At 38.5% G+C, this 16,731-nt stretch carries 13 protein-coding genes and 2 pseudogenes; 2 read left to right on the top strand and 13 right to left on the bottom strand.

All coding sequences use genetic code 11. The features are described from left to right. Positions 1-8: 8 nt before the first annotated feature. Positions 9-722: pseudogene (locus tag BFL01S_RS03850) on the bottom strand (MFS transporter); the annotation flags it as partial. Between BFL01S_RS03850 and BFL01S_RS03845 the strand changes: the two are divergent. Next, a pseudogene (locus BFL01S_RS03845) lies at positions 712-1,098 on the top strand (ROK family protein); the annotation flags it as partial. The pseudogenes BFL01S_RS03850 and BFL01S_RS03845 overlap by 11 nt on opposite strands. A gap of 24 nt (positions 1,099-1,122) precedes the next feature. Here the strand turns inward: BFL01S_RS03845 and BFL01S_RS03840 are convergent. From BFL01S_RS03840 to BFL01S_RS03810, 7 genes are all read right to left on the bottom strand, one after another. Beyond that, entirely contained in the window at positions 1,123-2,445 is a 1,323-nt protein-coding gene (locus BFL01S_RS03840; RefSeq protein ID WP_025911825.1) for an alpha-glucosidase/alpha-galactosidase, read from the bottom strand. Between the two features lie 26 nt (positions 2,446-2,471). Continuing rightward, positions 2,472-3,305, bottom strand: a complete 834-nt coding sequence (locus BFL01S_RS03835; RefSeq protein ID WP_263622020.1) for a carbohydrate ABC transporter permease — start codon at positions 3,303-3,305, stop codon at positions 2,472-2,474. Beyond that, entirely contained in the window at positions 3,302-4,141 is an 840-nt protein-coding gene (locus BFL01S_RS03830) for a carbohydrate ABC transporter permease (RefSeq protein WP_390894711.1), read from the bottom strand. Before BFL01S_RS03830 ends, BFL01S_RS03835 begins: the two co-directional genes overlap by 4 nt. Before the next feature lie 174 nt (positions 4,142-4,315). Beyond that, positions 4,316-5,575, bottom strand: a complete 1,260-nt coding sequence (locus BFL01S_RS03825; protein WP_061784929.1) for an ABC transporter substrate-binding protein — start codon at positions 5,573-5,575, stop codon at positions 4,316-4,318. 305 nt (positions 5,576-5,880) lie between these two features. Continuing rightward, a complete protein-coding gene (locus BFL01S_RS03820; RefSeq protein WP_061784928.1) occupies positions 5,881-6,924 on the bottom strand; it encodes a LacI family DNA-binding transcriptional regulator in 1,044 nt (347 codons plus the stop codon). Between the two features lie 188 nt (positions 6,925-7,112). Beyond that, complete coding sequence (locus BFL01S_RS03815; RefSeq protein ID WP_061784927.1) at positions 7,113-8,486, bottom strand: NCS1 family transporter; 1,374 nt, start codon at positions 8,484-8,486, stop codon at positions 7,113-7,115. Between the two features lie 283 nt (positions 8,487-8,769). Next, the gene (locus tag BFL01S_RS03810; protein WP_025911818.1) at positions 8,770-9,651 is read right to left on the bottom strand and encodes a M23 family metallopeptidase; all 882 of its coding nucleotides are present in this window, start codon (positions 9,649-9,651) and stop codon (positions 8,770-8,772) included. A 154-nt stretch (positions 9,652-9,805) separates the two neighbouring features. Here BFL01S_RS03810 and BFL01S_RS03805 point away from each other — a divergent pair, with 154 nt between their 5' ends. Further along, entirely contained in the window at positions 9,806-10,837 is a 1,032-nt protein-coding gene (locus tag BFL01S_RS03805; RefSeq protein WP_156474896.1) for a hypothetical protein, read from the top strand. A 43-nt stretch (positions 10,838-10,880) separates the two neighbouring features. On the opposite strand, the gene BFL01S_RS03800 is transcribed toward BFL01S_RS03805, so the two are convergent. The 5 genes from BFL01S_RS03800 to BFL01S_RS03780 all read right to left on the bottom strand — a co-directional run bounded on the left by BFL01S_RS03800 (position 10,881) and on the right by BFL01S_RS03780 (position 16,609). Then, complete coding sequence (locus BFL01S_RS03800; RefSeq protein ID WP_025911815.1) at positions 10,881-11,519, bottom strand: uridine kinase family protein; 639 nt, start codon at positions 11,517-11,519, stop codon at positions 10,881-10,883. A 154-nt stretch (positions 11,520-11,673) separates the two neighbouring features. Beyond that, complete coding sequence (eat, locus tag BFL01S_RS03795) at positions 11,674-13,038, bottom strand: ethanolamine permease (protein ID WP_025911814.1); 1,365 nt, start codon at positions 13,036-13,038, stop codon at positions 11,674-11,676. Positions 13,039-13,083: 45 nt separating this feature from the next. Next, positions 13,084-13,794, bottom strand: a complete 711-nt coding sequence (gene eutC, locus BFL01S_RS03790) for an ethanolamine ammonia-lyase subunit EutC (protein ID WP_025911812.1) — start codon at positions 13,792-13,794, stop codon at positions 13,084-13,086. Then, a complete protein-coding gene (locus tag BFL01S_RS03785; RefSeq protein WP_061784926.1) occupies positions 13,794-15,179 on the bottom strand; it encodes an ethanolamine ammonia-lyase subunit EutB in 1,386 nt (461 codons plus the stop codon). Before BFL01S_RS03785 ends, eutC begins: the two co-directional genes overlap by 1 nt. Positions 15,180-15,193: 14 nt before the next feature. After that, complete coding sequence (locus BFL01S_RS03780) at positions 15,194-16,609, bottom strand: ethanolamine ammonia-lyase reactivating factor EutA (protein ID WP_061784925.1); 1,416 nt, start codon at positions 16,607-16,609, stop codon at positions 15,194-15,196. Positions 16,610-16,731: the final 122 nt, after the last annotated feature.

Here is a 16,731-nt window from a genome sequence, read left to right as displayed (position 1 = left end):
CTCCTAATTTAAATAATTTGACTATCTTTTTGGTCTTCTTTTCTTTTTCTCCATGTATTTTCCATCTGTTCAAGCGTTTTTCCTTTCGTTTCCGGAACAAGCTTCCAGACAAATAAAGCAGAAAGTACACTCATCAAACCATAAAAACCATATGTTAATCCTCCACTATACTCCATCATTGTAGGGTATGTAGAGGAAATAAAATAGTTAGCCGCCCATTGAACTGCTACAGCGATAGCTACAGCTCGGCCTCTAATTTTATTAGGAAAAATCTCCGAAATCAGCACCCAGCATATTGGTCCCCATGACATCATAAATGAAGCTGTATAAATAATAATAAATATAAGTGTCCCTATTCCAATCATATTAGAAAATGCCATACTTGATACACCAAACATTCCAATAGACATTCCAATTGAACCTACTATTAATAAGGGCTTTCTCCCCCATCGATCAACTGTTAAAATTGCAATAATTGTAAAAACAACATTCACTAATCCCATAATAATGGTTTGCAACATTGAAGAATCTTTAGCAGCTCCCATACTTTCAAAAATACGTGGGGCATAATATAAAGCTACATTTATACCTACAAATTGTTGAAAAACAGAAAGTAGTATTCCTACAATAATCACCAATTTCCCATAGGCGAATAACTTTTGAGAAGAAGCATTCATTGTAATAGTTTGTTTGATATCCATCAAAATGGCTTTTGCTTCTGAAAAAGCTTTACTAGCTTCTTTTTCTTCTGTAGAAGAAAAAAATGAAAAAAATTTGGTACGAAAAGAAATTATTGAACGTGCAAATAAAAATGATGTGGATGCCTTAAATGCACTACAAAACTTTGGATTCTATATTAGTATTGGCATCACTAACATTCTCAATACTTTTGACACACAAGCCATTATTCTAAGGAATAATATTATCGAATCTCACCCGATTGTGTTAAACACCATTAAAAATGAAGTTGCTTCTAGGGTACATTCTCATTTAGAAAATACATGTGAACTACTCCCCTCTTCATTAGGAAAAAATGCACCTGCATTAGGTGCTGTCTCAATTGTTATTAATCATTTCTTAAATGTTCAAAACGAGTAGGGAATTTTCCCTACTCATTTATTATTAGATAGACTGATACACTTTTCCTGAAAACTGTGGTAACCAATCACCGTGTGCTTCAATCAAATCGTCACATAGTAAAACAATATCATCCATTGATAGTTCAGCACTTGTATGAGGGTCTAACATTGCAGCTTGGTAGATATGCTCACGCTTTTTGGTCACTGCTGCTTCGATTGTTAAAAGTTGCGTATTGATATTTGTACGATTAAGCGCTGCTAGTTGCTCTGGTAGCTCTCCGATATAACCTGGAATAATACCGCTACGATCAACGATACACGGGACTTCTACGCACGCTTTTTGTGGCAGGTTACTAATTAAACCACCTGTGTTTAATACGTTGCCTGCAAACTTAAATGGCGTATTCGTTTCCATCGCTTCAATGATACGTGAACCATATTCATGAGAGCGCGTGTGCGTGAGATTTCTGTTATGAACAAGCTCTTCTCGCATCGTTTCCCATTGGCTAATTTGCTCTTCGCATCGTCTTGGGTATTCATCAAGCGGAATGTTAAATTGGTCGATTAAACCTGGATAGTTGTTCTTAATAAAATATGGGTGATACTCTGCGTTATGTTCAGACGACTCCGTAATATAATAACCAAACTTGTCCATAAGCTCGAAACGCACCATATCATTATGCTTTATTTTTTGCTTTTCACGAGCACGGCGCTTAATTTCAGGATATAAGTCTTTTCCATCCCGCTTTACTTCTAATAGCCATGCCATATGATTAATACCTGCGATTTTTTCTTCAATTCCTTCGTGATCCATTTCAAGCGCCTTAAATAAATCTTTGGTACATACCTGTACGCTATGACAAAGCCCGACCGCCTGAATATCCGTATAGCGTAACATCGCACCCGTTAAAGTAGCCATTGGATTTGTGTAATTTAAAAACAGCGCATCCGGGCAGACTTCTTCCATATCTTTTGCAAAATCAAGCATCACTGGAATGGTGCGCAGAGATCTAAAGATACCACCAATGCCAACCGTGTCACCAATCGTTTGGCGAAGACCATATTTCTTTGGAATATCAAAATCAATTACCGTACTTGGTTTATATCCCCCTACCTGTATGGCATTGATTACGTACTTTGCGCCTTTAAGCGCTTCTTTTCGATTAAGGTACGATTTAACCGTCACGTTGATTTTATAGTTTTCTTTTAGGTTATTAAGCATGTTTTCTGAATCCTTTAAACGCTGCTCGTCGATATCATATAAGGCAAATTCAAATCCTGCCAAAGCCGGAACAAACATGCAGTCTCCTAAAATATTTTTGGCGAATACTGTACTTCCTGCACCGATAAACGTAATTTTTGTCATTAATTCTCTCCCTCTCTTTTCATCATTTAGCCTTTAACAGATCCCGAAGCTAAGCCGGCAATAAAATATTTTTGTAGAAGTAAAAATAAAATTGTCATCGGCAGCATAGCGATTAAAGCTGCTGCTCCTACTAAGCTCAAATTATGCTGATTTTGTGCAAAGAAACTGGCAAGCGTAACCGTTAATGTATGCATTTCTTTATCTTGCAAGAAGAAAATCGCAAACTGATAATCGTTCCAAATATACACGCATGAAATGATTAAAACAGACGCCGTCACTGGCTTTAACAGTGGGAAGACGATGCGGAAAAAGATACCTAACGTACTTGCTCCATCAATTTTCGCTGCTTCTTCGAGCTCTTTTGAAATCGTCGAGCGAATGAATCCTGCATATAGAAAGATTGTTAATGGTAAAAATGCTGCCACATTGTTTAAGATAGCAATTTGGTATGTGTTCATCATCCCCATGTTAACCACCATTTTGTAAAGGGGAACAAGTGCTGTTAGCGGGGGGATGACCATAATTCCAATAAAGATAAAGTAGACGTATTTATTTAGCTTTGTTTGACGACGTGCTAGTGGATAAGCAGCGAGCGAACCTAATACAATAAGTAAAACGGCTGAGCAAAACGTAATAATAACCGTATTTAAGAACGCTGTACCAAGTCCTGCTTGACTCCACGCATCAGCAAAATTTTGAACATTGGGCTGTGATGGAAATACCCACTTTGAACTGAAGTCTCCCGCTGGTTTAAGCGATGTTGTCACAAGAATATAGAACGGCACAATATGAAAGATGGTGATCACAACAGCCAAAACTGTAAGCCATCTTTTTTTCTTCTTATTCGTGTAATCAATCATGCTTCTGTCTCCTTCCTCTTAAAGTAAATCAATGCTCCGATGCTAATAATTAAAATAATCACAGCCATAAATACCCCCTGCGTTGCAGCGTAACCTGCGTCTTGTCGTTTAAAGTATAAATCATACATAAACGTTGACATAGATTGTGATGCATCTCCAGGCCCCCCGCCTGTTAAGGCAACAATTACGTCAAACAACTTTAGTCCTCCAATAATATTTAAAACAACGTTAATTGTAATAGACGGCATTAGTAAAGGAAGAGTAATCGTTTTAAACTGCTGCCAACCAGAAGCACCATCTAACTGAGCTGCTTCATAATAATCTTTTGAAATCCCTTGAAGTCCCGCAAGATAAATAATCACCGCAATCCCAACAAACTGATACGTATTAACAAATACAATGATCCATGGATTCAAACTTGCATTCCCTAGTGCGTTAACCGGTTCATACTCAAAGAGCATCAGCACATCATTCAGCGCTCCACCTTGAAATGAGAAGAAAAAGTACCAAATGTATCCCATAATAATCGGGCTAATAATAACCGGTAAATAAACAATCGTACGCGTGAATGTTTTCATTCGAATACTTTGATTCAACAAAAGTGCATACAACAAGCCCAGTATATTCTGAAAAATTGTACTTCCAATTCCGTACAATAGCGTATTTTTCACAACCAGCCACGTTGTTGGATCCGCTAGTAACCTCTGATACTGTTCAACTCCAATCCAATCATATGTTTGCGAAAAACCATTCCAGTTTGTAAACGAAAGCTGGATGCCATTAATGAATGGATAAATAATAAACAGCGTAACAATGACAAGCCCAGGTAAGTACATCCACCATAAAGATGATTCTTTTTTGAGCTTAGTTGACTTTTTTTTCTTTATAACTGAAGTAGACTCTTTGGGTAGCCGCTCGTTTCTTACTAATTCGCTCATAACCTCACTCCTATTTCAGCTAGATGCAGTTTGCAGAAAGCAGCACAATTAAGCACTGCTTTCCCTAACTTTTTACTGCTTTCGCAAGCGGTTATACTCTTCTTCCATTTTCTTAGAAAGCTGTTTTGCTGTAAGCGTTCCAGCTAATAGCTCTTGACCTGTTGTTGACATCACAGACCACATGCCGCTTGGTAAGTACTTACGATCAAAGTATGGCTCTACCTTTACTTCTTCATATTGCTTATAAAACTCTGAGTAGTAGTTATCTGCTTCCACATTTTTTAATGCCGCTGTAGAAGATGTGCCTTCAGCTATTTTCTTTACATTTTCCGGCTTAGCCGCAAATTCAATAAATTCCTTTGCCTCGTCTAGGTTTTTAGAATCTTTCCATGCTGCTAGTGTAAAGCGCTCGCCGCCAATCCAACTTTGTGCATCCCCTTTATGAACAGCTGGTACAGGAATTGTTCCAACCTTTACTTCAGGATTTAGTTCTGTTGCATCAGGACCTAAGGAGCCTCCTACGAATGTAAACGCAATTTTATCTTGTGCCATAAGCTCCGTTACCTGGGATTGTTTCGCTGTTAATACATCTTTGTTGAGTAAATCTTTTTTCTTTAAATCGACCATCAACTCTCCTAGCTGATCGTATTTTGACCAGTTGAAGCTTCCATCTAACAGCTCGTCTCCATGTCCATTCTCTTTGTCAGTAATAAGATATGGCGTAGCGATTTGGTCAAAGATTTGCGCAATATTTCCGTTTTCTCCTCCAGGAATCCAAAGCGGTACGACATCACCTTTGCTTTTGTTTTTTACTACTTCTAATGCTTTCACAAACTCATCCATTGTTTGTGGTGGTTTAATTCCGTATTGTTCTAGTAGTTTCACATTATAGCTAATCCCATCTTTAGCTTGATTTAACGGGTAAGCGTACACCTTGCCGCTTTCATCTTTTAAAATTTGATTAAGCGCAGGATCTAAGTCTTTCACCCAATTCATGTCTTTTAAATCTGCAACATATTCACCGTATCGAAGCTGTGACCAACCGTGCGTATCAAATAAATCTGGCATGTCGTTGGCACCCATCTTCACACGAAGCATATCCTCATATCCGTTTCCAGGAAAGTTTGCTTCAATCGCTATATCAGGATTTTCCTTTTCAAAATCTGCAATTACGCTTTCTAATGCTGCTCTTTCTCCTTTATTACTCATTGTGGAAAACAGTGTTAGTGTGACTTTACCACCATCACCAGAAGAAGCTCCTTTGCTTCCACACCCCGCCGCAAATACCGCAAAAATCATAAACAAAATTAACAAACGCGTCACGTTCTTCATGTGCTCCTCCTACACGTTATTTATTTAGAATTTTCTGATTAATTAGGATAAAACGGTTTTATTGCCAGAAAATAAAAAAGTAAGTATAATAGGCTTCTATATGTTTTATTTGAGGTTAAAAACCCCTAGATAAGAAGGACTGCCATCTTGCTTGTTCCGCTTTATCTGCCAATAAAACGGAAGCATTTGCTCTAGGTTTTTTAATCTCTTTTTTTTATGTGTTTTTTACTTTCGATTTCTTCTCCCCCTTACAATCATTTACGTTCCAATAAGGCTCGTGCATCACCTCCTTTCAGTTATACTGTTTACGCCCCGCTAGCCATTCGTTTCATTGTTAAACCACAGCTATCTCGAATTACTAATTTTGTAGGTACCGTCACCTTTAGCGGAATCTTGCGCCCATTTATTCGATCCATTAGTAAGTTGACCGCTAACTGGCCCATCTGCTCCGTGTAGACCTTGACCGTGGTTAGAGGCGTACTCGTAAATTCTGCAACATCTACATCGTTAAAGCTTACAATCGCAACATCTTCTGGCACTTTACGATTCGCTTTTTGAAGAGCTCGCATTGCGCCAATCGCCATTGAATCGCTCGCTATGAAAAAGGCTTCTGGCAAATTTCCTTGTTTAATCGCTTTCTCCATTAACTCATACCCTTGAGCCATGGCGAATTCACCAATATGAACATCGCTAGAACAAAACATTCCTTTTTTCTCTAGTATTTTTTCAAATGTTGTTTGGCGCTTATCTTCAATAACCTGATTTCCGTTTATAAAATGTTCTCGTTCACGTCCTCCGATGTAGCCAATACGCTGATAACCTAACTGTATTAAATGCTCAAGCGCACTTTCCGTTGCGCGTTCAAAATCGCTGATGACTGAATCATATGTATTTTCATCCGCTAAGTGATTGACAAAGATAATATTGTCGAGATGATTACTAACAGTTTGAATCGTCTCAGCACTAATGCGCCCGACAACAATTAAACCATCTAGGTCATGAAGCACTTCTTCTCGATGCATGCTTTTTAGACGAAACATTCGATTTGTTAAAATTCCTCTCTCTATGCAAGCATTCTCAATTCCGTGTCGTATAGATGAAAAGAAGGGGTCTGCCAGCTCTTCTTCAACAGTTTGGGCAAACATAATACCAATACGGGGAGTAAGATTTGCATCTCCCGTCTCTCCTTTACGCGCTCTTACGGGTGTATAATTCAATGCTTTTGCAGCTTTTAAAACTCGACTTCTGGTTTCATCAGAAACAGAAAGTGTGTGATCATTGTTTAACACCCTAGATGCGGTGGTGCTTGAAACTTTTGCAGCAGTTGCTACCTCTTTTAACGTGGTCATATACACTACCTCACTACATGTGTTTTTTACTTATTTTTCAGTAAATTTTACCTCGATAAATGAAGAATAACATATAGATAAAGCGCTTTCAATATATTTTTTTTGAAATTTTCAATAAATTTTTATCTTTTATTAGTAAACTTTCACTAAACACACTAAAATCCAGGTAGGAGTTTCCCTACCTGGATTCAGCTCGCTTCTTCACGTTTTAATGGGGCTGAATGACGGAATGTTTGATTAAGCCCTTCTCTTACATACTGCTCATGCTTCATGATCCATGTTTTCATTAACACAACATACACAAGGGCTGCAGGAATTAAACCTAAAAACCACGAAAGTTCCACGTTAATAAACGCGAGAGACGTTCCAACAATTGTGGCGATAATAGCGGCAGGATTCCACCCTTTAAATGCCATAAATAGTTTACCTTCATATAACGGAGCCACATTATAATTACCTTTATGAATAAAGTAAAAGTCTGCTACCATAATCGCAAAAATCGGACCTAAAAAAGCTGAAACAACTGCGATAAATGTTAAAAATAATGAATCCGTCATAATAAACCATGGACACGTTACTACTCCTAGTACTCCGACAATTACGCAGGCTTTTTCCCATGAGATTTTAAATAAATCCATTGCCACAAGTACTGGAGGCATGATATTAGCTACTAAGTTTGTTGTAACTTGGGCTAGAGCAATAAAGATTAACACAATAATACTGGCTACTACATTCGAAATATGATTTGAGATAATATCAACAGGATTCCAGACGCCGACGGCCGCTGCTCCTAAAATGCCGACGAATGGCAATAAAATCATCGGTGGAACAATCCCTACAACGTGAGCTCCTACAAACGTACCAGCTGAAGATTTACGTGGGAAGTAGCGAGTGTAATCTGAAATATTAATGAGCAGTGCAGCAAATTGACCGATTAACACCGTCATCGCAAGCCAAAATGGAATTCCCCAGGAACCCTCGGTGTTAGCGACTTTCTCAACTTCGAATCCAAAGGTGGATAAAAAGAGAAAAATCAAATACACAACGCCCAGCATAATAATGACAGATCCTACAATTTCAATCCACTTAATCGATTGAATGCCTTTAGCTGATAGGAAGATTTGGAGCGCTTGAAATGCAAAAAACCAGACCCAAACGTTATCAAAACCGATAAGTCCCATAAACACTTGGTTCAGCGCCTGAGCCCCCAGCCAAGATTGGACTCCATACCAGAATAACGCGGGGACCGCTCGCATTAAAGCTGGAATTCGAGAACCTACCGGACCAAAGGAAGATCTAAGCTGAACAACCATTGGAATCCCGTGTTTCCATCCTACTCGTCCATTTAACGCAAATAACAAAGCAGCGAGAATATTCGCTAGAATTAAAGCGATAAAAGCTTGCGTCAAATTCAACTTCCCAAAAGGTGGAATTAAACTTGAACCTAACATAAATGAACCAACCATTACGGCATCTCCCCACCACATTGCCACATACGCTTTTGGACCTAAAATACGATATTTCTCGTGCGCAATTGGACGTAAATCAGCGTTTTGTTCCATTTATTACTCATCCTCCTAAACCTAACTTTTTGTGTTATAAAATATAACATCTAGTTTTTTTAGTTTACAGGATGATTATTGTTAATTCATCGGAAAAAGAATGAATTTTCAGTTTTTTATTTGTGTATTTTCAACAAAAGAACTACTACCTCTGTGTAAATAATGACTCTTTTGAAGGAGTTTTCGTGTTTCAATGATTGTACAAAAAAAGCCGTCATAACATAACGGCCTTTCCAAACAATTATCGTAAGTAATAATGTTAGATTATTTTATTCGTTCACTTTCAGCTAAAAGTTGGAATGACGTAGTCGCCACGAATTGGTTCCATACCATTTTTAAACTGAATTTGCAGCGACTCGCTTGTAAAGAGATTATGACCATTCATAACTTGAAAGTGAATATGAGGCTCTGTTGAATTACCTGAATTTCCACAGCTTCCAATCCACTTCCCTTCATAAACAAGATCTCCTTCTTTTACTAAAATACTCCCTTGTTTAAAGTGCGCTAATAAACTATATTCGCTGTTTCCGTGGTCAATTATCACATAGTTCCCCGCTGGGTGTTCGGTATCCACATCACCGATTGGGTTATCTTTTAACCCATCCACTACCGCAACGACCTTCCCTTCAGCCGGCGCAACTACTTTTTGGTTAAATGCATAGTAGTCTTCTAGTTCATCACCATATTCTTTATACGTGCTTTCATCACGGTGAATAACTAAGTCATACGCATAGCGCTGTGAAATAATTAGATAATGATAGTTTAACAGCGCGTTTGTACCTCCCCATAGTACAAACCATTCTTGGTTAATTGGCATTCTATATGTACGCGACGTTTTGCATATGTTCGCTTGTTGTTCAATTAGCTGAAGTTCCAAACCAACAATTGTCCCATTCTCCTCAACGAATAGGCTAATTCCTTTACGCTCCTTACTATCAATCCAGATATATTGTTGAACAGACGATGAGATTGACAGAAGTGTTTCTAAGCTATATTTCTCAACTCCTTGATTGAACTCTTCGCTCATATGTAAAAAGTCTGTGAACGGTACTTCTAACTGAAATTCTTCGCTTAATTGATGATAAATAATAGCAAACTCACCAGCTAAAAAAAACTCAGCAAACTCTTCGATTTGAAATTTTGTTTTAATATGCTTTTGTTTCATTACATTATTCCCCTTTTCAACACACGTTGTTTATCTTTTTCTTTCTTATTTAGTAATACGAATTTCAAGTTTAAAAAGTTTCTTATTTTGTAAAATTTATCTATGTTTTTTCTGGTATGATGAAGAAGAGGTGAAAATAATGAATCTATTTATAATGAAACGAACAAATGTGATTCTTCTTTTAATCGGACTGATTATGTGTGCAAACTTCATTGTTTATCGTACTTCAGCGTTCGGCCCTGTCCCTAATGAAGTAGTCATTGGATCTTTGCTTGACTTTTTAATGGTTATCCCGCTCTTACTTTATGTTTTCATCTTTAGACAAAAACCTACTCTCCACCATTTCATTGGAGTCATTAGCATACTCTCTATCCTTGCATACATAGCGATTCCAAAGCCTTACTTTACACACTATTCATTGACATCCTACTTAATTTTTATAATTATAGGGCTACTTACAATAAGCGCATGCTTGTATCTGTATCGCTTTCTAAGCATTCTACCTTTGTTGAAACGTTCTTATTTAGCAGAAGCTACTAACTACGCTCTTTTCCCAATAAACCTTGAAAAAGCCCTAGAGACAACCTTTCACAACTTAAAGACATCACCTTGGTGGCTGCATGACCTTTCCATCTTGTACTACACTTGTTCATTTAAAAAGAAAGTACATGTAAATGGCAGTTCATTTTCATACCATAAAAGCGCAAATGGAGTGGCTCTAAACCTGGTCATTATTCATGCTATTGTGTTAGAAACAGTCGGTGTCCATTACTTTTTACATCAATGGAGCCCAGCTCTCTCAATGATTCTTTTACTCCTAAATATATACGGGATTGTATTCATGATTGCCGAAATTCAAGCCATTCGTCTTTCTCCGTATGTCTTAACAACAAAAGAGCTGATTTTACAAACAGGCTTGACTAAAAGAGCCATCATTCCATTAGCTACGATTAAGGAAATTAAATGGTATGACGGCGCTGAAACGTTCACGAAGGCTGAGCAGGCTCACTTATACGATGCAAGGCTAAATGACTTTGTTCCAGAAAAGCCAACCTTTGAAATTCAACTCCACCAAAAGCAAACGCTAACTTTACCATACGGAATAACGAAAGAAATAGATCGAATTGTTTTAAACGTGGATGACAAACATACTTTCTATACTGAGGTATTGAAATGTATTAAATAGCAGCTGAAAGAAGCACTGGAATAACCATGTGCTTCTTTCGATTTTATTTGCTTTTTTCAAGTATAAAATTCTCGTTTGAGTTTTTGATAACAATATCAAAGTCCCTGTGATACGCGTGCATAAATACATCATATTGAATTCTACGTTCTTGATGAGTCCTCCTTAAATAATCGAGGTCCATTCCTCTTTCAAACACATCGCGTTCACTTCGTCTCATTAGCTCAGTTTCTTCATTCGTATATAGATAGATGGTCCTATCATATAAATTCAAATTAGTGAAGGCTACACTCATTCCTTCTATAATACTTATTCTTTTCCGCGCAGAAATTAGAATACTCTCTAAATAATGTGTTCCTATTGTATAAAAATCAAATGAGCTTCTAATCATTTGAACATCTCTTTCTAAAGCATTCCGATGATGAGCAGAAGGATGACAAGCCGTTATCTTGCCCTCATGTCGTTCTCCCTTATATTCATAGCTTATGAGAGTCTGCTTCCTAAGATTAGAATCAACAATATAAGGATCCGTATTGATATAATTAACTTCGTCCTCTCCAAGAAGGTGGATAAGCTTCTTCGCAAATGTTGTTTTTCCAGATGCACCGTGACCTGATATACCAATTATCATCTTTTTATTCTTACACTTAATTAAGCTAGCTACGTCTCGTACAATCTGATCCATAATCTCCTCCACGTTTTTTGATTTTATCAACCTATAAATAAAGCGCTTTCTTATTTTATCAGTATACAATACATGTTAATAGACTAAAGAAAAAAGCTGAGAATACATACACTCTCAGCTTTTCTACTCATATCTTTTTAACAAGAATCTTTTATTACTTCACCTTAATTGCCTCTTCACCATATACTTCACCCTGATCCTTTTTAAATAACCTGGCTGGGTATGCAAAATAATAAACAACTGAAGCAGCAAAGATTCCTACAATAATATAAATGAGCGGAATCGAACGGTTAAAAAGTATTAAATCCGTTGTCAGGACGCTGTATTTCACGATGCTAAATAAGCATAGTAAGCCTAACGAAAGCGCAATGATCGGAACAGCAGGATAGTTGACTTTAAACGGTCTTACTAAGTTTGGCTCTTTCTTTCGTAAAATAAAGAGTGACACTAAGCTAATGCAGTACATCGTCATTGCACCAAATACGGCTAGAATAATAAGTGCATTTGCAAACGTCGCGGATCCTGCACAAATCACGCCGATTACCCCCGGAATGAGCAGGCCTCCCACTGGCACACCTTTTTTATTCGTTTTTGCAAGAAATTTTGGAAAATACCCTTCTCGCGCTAGCGCATACGTTTGACGAGAGAAACCCATGATAATGCCATTTAAGCTTGCAATGAGCCCGAATAAGCCAATGATTGCAATTGTAATAGAAAGCGCATTTCCATCATAGACAAGCGATAACGCCTGTGGAAGCGGATAATCTGCTGAAGCTCTGGTACCGCTTCCTCCACCTAATCCCGCTGTGACAAATAGCGTGAAAATAGTAGCCGTTGCTAGGGTAATAATGGCAGCAATAAACCCTTTGGGAATGTTTTTTTGTGGATTCTCAACTTCTTCTGCAGCCATAGCTCCACCTTCAATAGCCAAGTAAAACCAAACGGCAAACGGAATAGCAGCTAAAATACCAGAAGGACCGTTTAAGAATGATTGTTCATTAAATAGATTGCTTGTTTCGATATGCGACAGTCCGCTCACGTAGAAGATTGCTAATCCAATAAGTGCTAGAATCGTAGCGCTTAGCTCAATTAAAGCTACTTCTTTAACGCCGATTAAATTAACGAGAATAAAGAAGGCAAAGACACCAACGGTTGCATATACGGGATTAATCGATGGAATTAAAAAATTTAGATATGCACCTGTTGAAACGGCAATAGCGGGCGGTGCAAACACAAATTCAAGTAAACAGGCAATCCCAGCTATAAATCCTCCAAATGGACCCGTTGCTCTTCTTGCGTAAGCTGACGGTCCACCCGCTTGCGGAATTGACGTTGATAGTTCGGCATAGCTAAACATAAAAGTTGTATAGAAAATCGTTACGATTAAGGTAGCAACTGCAAGTCCTAAAATCCCACCTGCTTCAAACCCATAGTTCCACCCAAAATATTGTCCTGAAATAACCATCCCTACTGAAATAGCCCAAAGATGGATTGGTTTTAGATGTTTCTGTAACGCCATTCTAACTCCTCCTTTTATGTATGTTGTTTTTACTGATAAAAACGATTAAATAACGAGGTGAACACCGCTTGTTTGCTGCTGGATCATTTGATAAATAATTGTACCGATATGTGCAGCTGCTTCTAACGGAGGAGTGCCGCCACGATGAATATTAGAAATCACCATGCGGTCGGACTCTTTTTTTCCTTTTTGTGGCTGATAGCACATGTATGCGCTCATCGATTCTGCGCTGACAAGTCCAGGTCGTTCTCCAATAAGTAAAACGAGTGTTTTTGGAGCTAAAATATCACCAATATCATCCATGCATGCAACCCTCCCTCCTTTTACAAAGAAGGAAGTCCCAACACTAAGGTCATATGAATCCAATGAATCAACCAAAGCTGGATAAACATCGCGGATATTTGCTTCGATTGCATTTGCGCTCAATCCGTCAGAAACAACAATTTGAACGTCTGGCTGCTTTCGGCAGTTACGTTTTAATTGTTCTTTTGCAAGCTCTGAAAGCAATCTCCCTTGGTCAGGGAATTTTAGATAATGCTCTTTTGACGTACTCTTTGTATCAATCGAAAATAATTCTAAATCTTCCAATAATTTATAATCCACTTCACCGTACACCGCATCAACAGCAGCTGCATGATCTGTTCGAAAAGCTAATACATCAGAAGTTAGCGGCCTTGTTCCCGTTCGTCCTACACCAATTCGGGCTGGCGTAAAACCTTTTAAGCGAGCTAGCAGCTGTTCTTTTTCATTTTTCATTACTTCATTCCTCCTAACACGCCGTTCATAAAAATGGTTGGATCACCTGCTTTGGACGTAAATCGATTGTTTTCCATAATGCCATACTCTTCTAACCACTGCTTAAAGATAGAAATCGGCCCTTGGTTTAAAATTCGTCGAACCGTCGCGATATCATGATAGCTTAGCGACTGATAGTTTAGCATACAGTCGTCAGCCATCGGTACACCAATTACAAAGTTTACGCCCGCTGTGCCAAGCAGCATGCTTAAGTTATCCATATCATTTTGATCAACGTTCATATGATTCGTATAGCACACATCCACTCCCATCGGTAAGCCGTGCATTTTCCCCATAAAATGATCTTCTAACCCTGCTCTTGTTACTTGCTTACTATCGTATAAATACTCTGGACCGATAAACCCAACAACCGTGTTGACTAAAAAGGGGTTAAACTGACGTGCTAAGCCGTAACATCTTGCTTCAAGCGTGACTTGATCAATATCGTAATGAGCTTCAGCAGAAAGCTCAGAGCCTTGACCAGTTTCGAAATACCAGCGATGAGGACCTACCGCAGTGCCTTTTTCATTAATCAATGCAGTGGCTTCTTTTAGCATCGAAAGCGAAATACCAAACGATTCGTTTCCTGCTTGCGTTCCCGCTAAGCTTTGAAAGATCAAATCTGCTGAAGCGCCTTTTTCAATCGCACGCATTTGAGTGGTCACATGTGCAAGGACACAGTTTTGGGTAGGAATTTGAAATTCATCAATAATTGACTTTGTTTCATTTAAAAGCGCATAAATATTTTCAGTTGTATCAATAACAGGATTAATACCGATAACAGCATCGCCAATACCATAGCTGAGCGCTTCGTATAAAGACGCACGCATGCCGGCTAAATTATCTGAGGGATGATTCGGCTGCGCTCGTGATGCGAGTACTCCTTTCATACCAATAGTTGTCTGACAAGTTGTTTTCACTTCGATCTTAGAAGCGGCTTGAATTAAATCTAGATTTGACATAATTTTAGTGACCGCTGCAATCATTTCGCTCGTTAATCCTTTGGCGATATAAAGTAAGTCCGCTCCTTCGTGCTGATCTTCTAGTACATATTCGCGAAGGTCCGCCACCGTCCAGTTTTGAATTACTTTAAAAATTTCTTCATGTACCTGTTCTTCAATAAGTGCTGATACATCATCTTGTTCAGGGCTTAAAACTGGATATTCTCGAATTTCTTTTAGCATTAAGTTTGCCAATACTTGCTTAGCTGCCATTCGCTCTTTCATAGAGCTTGCTGCAATCCTCGCTAATTCATCTCCCGAACGCGCTTCGTTTGCCTTTGCCATAATTTCCTTTAAGCTTCTAAATACAAATTGTTCTCCTAATACTGCGCACGACTTGATCATCTTTTCATCTCCTTTTAAAAAGCTAACGTTTTTACTGATACAGTGACTGCTTCTCCAACGGTTTTCATGCCGATATCAATGTAGTCTCCATACGTAAAATCAATGCCATCAAGCACTATGACTTTCAATGCTTTGTTACGCTTTTGAATAGCTTGTCCAAGTGCTTTTGCTAAATCTTGCTCACATAAAACGATGAGGCAAGACGCCTGTGAGAAAAAGTTCATATAGCTTTTGTATAGAGCTTCTGCTAACTCTTGAAGCATCGTATACGTGCAGGTAGTAAAAGCTTGCAGCGCAATAGCTGTAGCTTGTCCTTCACAATCGAATATGGTGTTCGCTTGAGATAGCGTACTTTGTAGCCTTTTCACAAAAGACAGTTCGTTCCACACTCCATTTTTCTCTACGTCTACTTTAACAATTGGAATGTTTTTTAGAGGCAAACAATCTTCTGCTATGTATACTGTTGCTCCGCTTATTTCTGTATTTTGCATGCCTGCACCAATGACCGTTGCTCGAGCTGTTTCTGGTGCTGCCTCTGCTCCTTTTTTCCTTAAGCTTGCTGCTAAAAGTGGACCAATGTCACCAAATGCCACGGCTTCCTTTAGCGTAGTAGGAGAGTGTTCATTCATCATTTTTCCAATTCCACCTGAAATAAGCACTTTTTCAATGGTTGGTAAAGATTGACTTAGAGTGGCTAAAAGAAGCACAGACGATGCTCGGTCACGTTCTTTTAGAAAGCTTAGAAGTTCATCTGCTAAGCGATCGCTTAGCACCGCAGCTTGTTCAAAATCTATCGTTCTACCAACCTGCATAGTAGATTGATATTCCTTTAAAAAAGGTTGTAAAAACGGTGAAATATAGTCTACACGACCACCTTCTTGAATTCGGACTAATCGTCCTCCAATATGAAATGTAAACGCGCCAATAACTTTTCCATCTTCACAAAGAGCAACGTTAGCCGTTCCTCCCCCGATGTCAACATTAGCGATGACTCCTTCTGTTTCCTCGGACAGGGCAACCGCACCAGAACCTTTCGCTGCCAACATCCCTTCTAAGTCCGCACCAGCTGTTGCTACGACAAAGTCTCCAGCTCGATTAGCTAAATAATGAAGAATTTTTTCTGCATTTTCTTTTCTGGCTGTTTCTCCTGTAATTATGACCGCACCCGATTCCACGGCTTGAAGTGCTACGTTTGCTTTTTGATACTCTACCTGAAGCAGTTCACTGAGTGCTTCTACATCAATTTCAACCTCTGTTTTTAAAGGCGTTGTGTAAATCTCACTTTGATAAGTAACTTTTCGATCCACAATATCACAGCTAGGCAGCGAAAAGGCGCCGTTGATCTGATTGACTAAAAGTTCACTTACAATCAGCTTTGTGGTACTTGTTCCAATATCAAGCCCAATGCTTGTAATCCACCGTGTTGTCATATCATCATCCTTTAATTCGTTACGTTATGTTAACCTTAAACTAAATAAATGAATTCGACAGCAAAGATGTCAGAAAACATAACATGTTTTTTTGTCACCTTCTCTACCATTACTTTATAAAA

Source organism: Priestia flexa NBRC 15715 (assembly GCF_001591565.1).
In the GTDB taxonomy this organism is placed as follows: domain Bacteria; phylum Bacillota; class Bacilli; order Bacillales; family Bacillaceae_H; genus Priestia; species Priestia flexa.
Note: the sequence above shows the minus strand (reverse complement) of the source record. Positions and strands in the feature narration are given on the sequence as shown.

Bases quoted from the DNA above. Each gene is read 5' to 3' on its own strand.
- BFL01S_RS03810 (WP_025911818.1), bottom strand. From the start codon at position 9,651: ATGAAACAAAAGCATATTAAAACAAAATTTCAAATCGAAGAGTTTGCT.
- eutC (WP_025911812.1), bottom strand. From the start codon at position 13,794: ATGAAAAATGAAAAAGAACAGCTGCTAGCTCGCTTAAAAGGTTTTACG.
- BFL01S_RS03825 (WP_061784929.1), bottom strand. From the start codon at position 5,575: ATGAAGAACGTGACGCGTTTGTTAATTTTGTTTATGATTTTTGCGGTA.
- BFL01S_RS03805 (WP_156474896.1), top strand. From the start codon at position 9,806: ATGAAACGAACAAATGTGATTCTTCTTTTAATCGGACTGATTATGTGT.
- BFL01S_RS03780 (WP_061784925.1), bottom strand. From the start codon at position 16,609: ATGACAACACGGTGGATTACAAGCATTGGGCTTGATATTGGAACAAGT.
- BFL01S_RS03800 (WP_025911815.1), bottom strand. From the start codon at position 11,519: ATGGATCAGATTGTACGAGACGTAGCTAGCTTAATTAAGTGTAAGAAT.
- BFL01S_RS03835 (WP_263622020.1), bottom strand. From the start codon at position 3,305: ATGATTGATTACACGAATAAGAAGAAAAAAAGATGGCTTACAGTTTTG.
- BFL01S_RS03830 (WP_390894711.1), bottom strand. From the start codon at position 4,141: ATGTACTTACCTGGGCTTGTCATTGTTACGCTGTTTATTATTTATCCA.
- eat (WP_025911814.1), bottom strand. From the start codon at position 13,038: ATGGCGTTACAGAAACATCTAAAACCAATCCATCTTTGGGCTATTTCA.
- BFL01S_RS03815 (WP_061784927.1), bottom strand. From the start codon at position 8,486: ATGGAACAAAACGCTGATTTACGTCCAATTGCGCACGAGAAATATCGT.
- BFL01S_RS03820 (WP_061784928.1), bottom strand. From the start codon at position 6,924: ATGACCACGTTAAAAGAGGTAGCAACTGCTGCAAAAGTTTCAAGCACC.
- BFL01S_RS03840 (WP_025911825.1), bottom strand. From the start codon at position 2,445: ATGACAAAAATTACGTTTATCGGTGCAGGAAGTACAGTATTCGCCAAA.
- BFL01S_RS03785 (WP_061784926.1), bottom strand. From the start codon at position 15,179: ATGATCAAGTCGTGCGCAGTATTAGGAGAACAATTTGTATTTAGAAGC.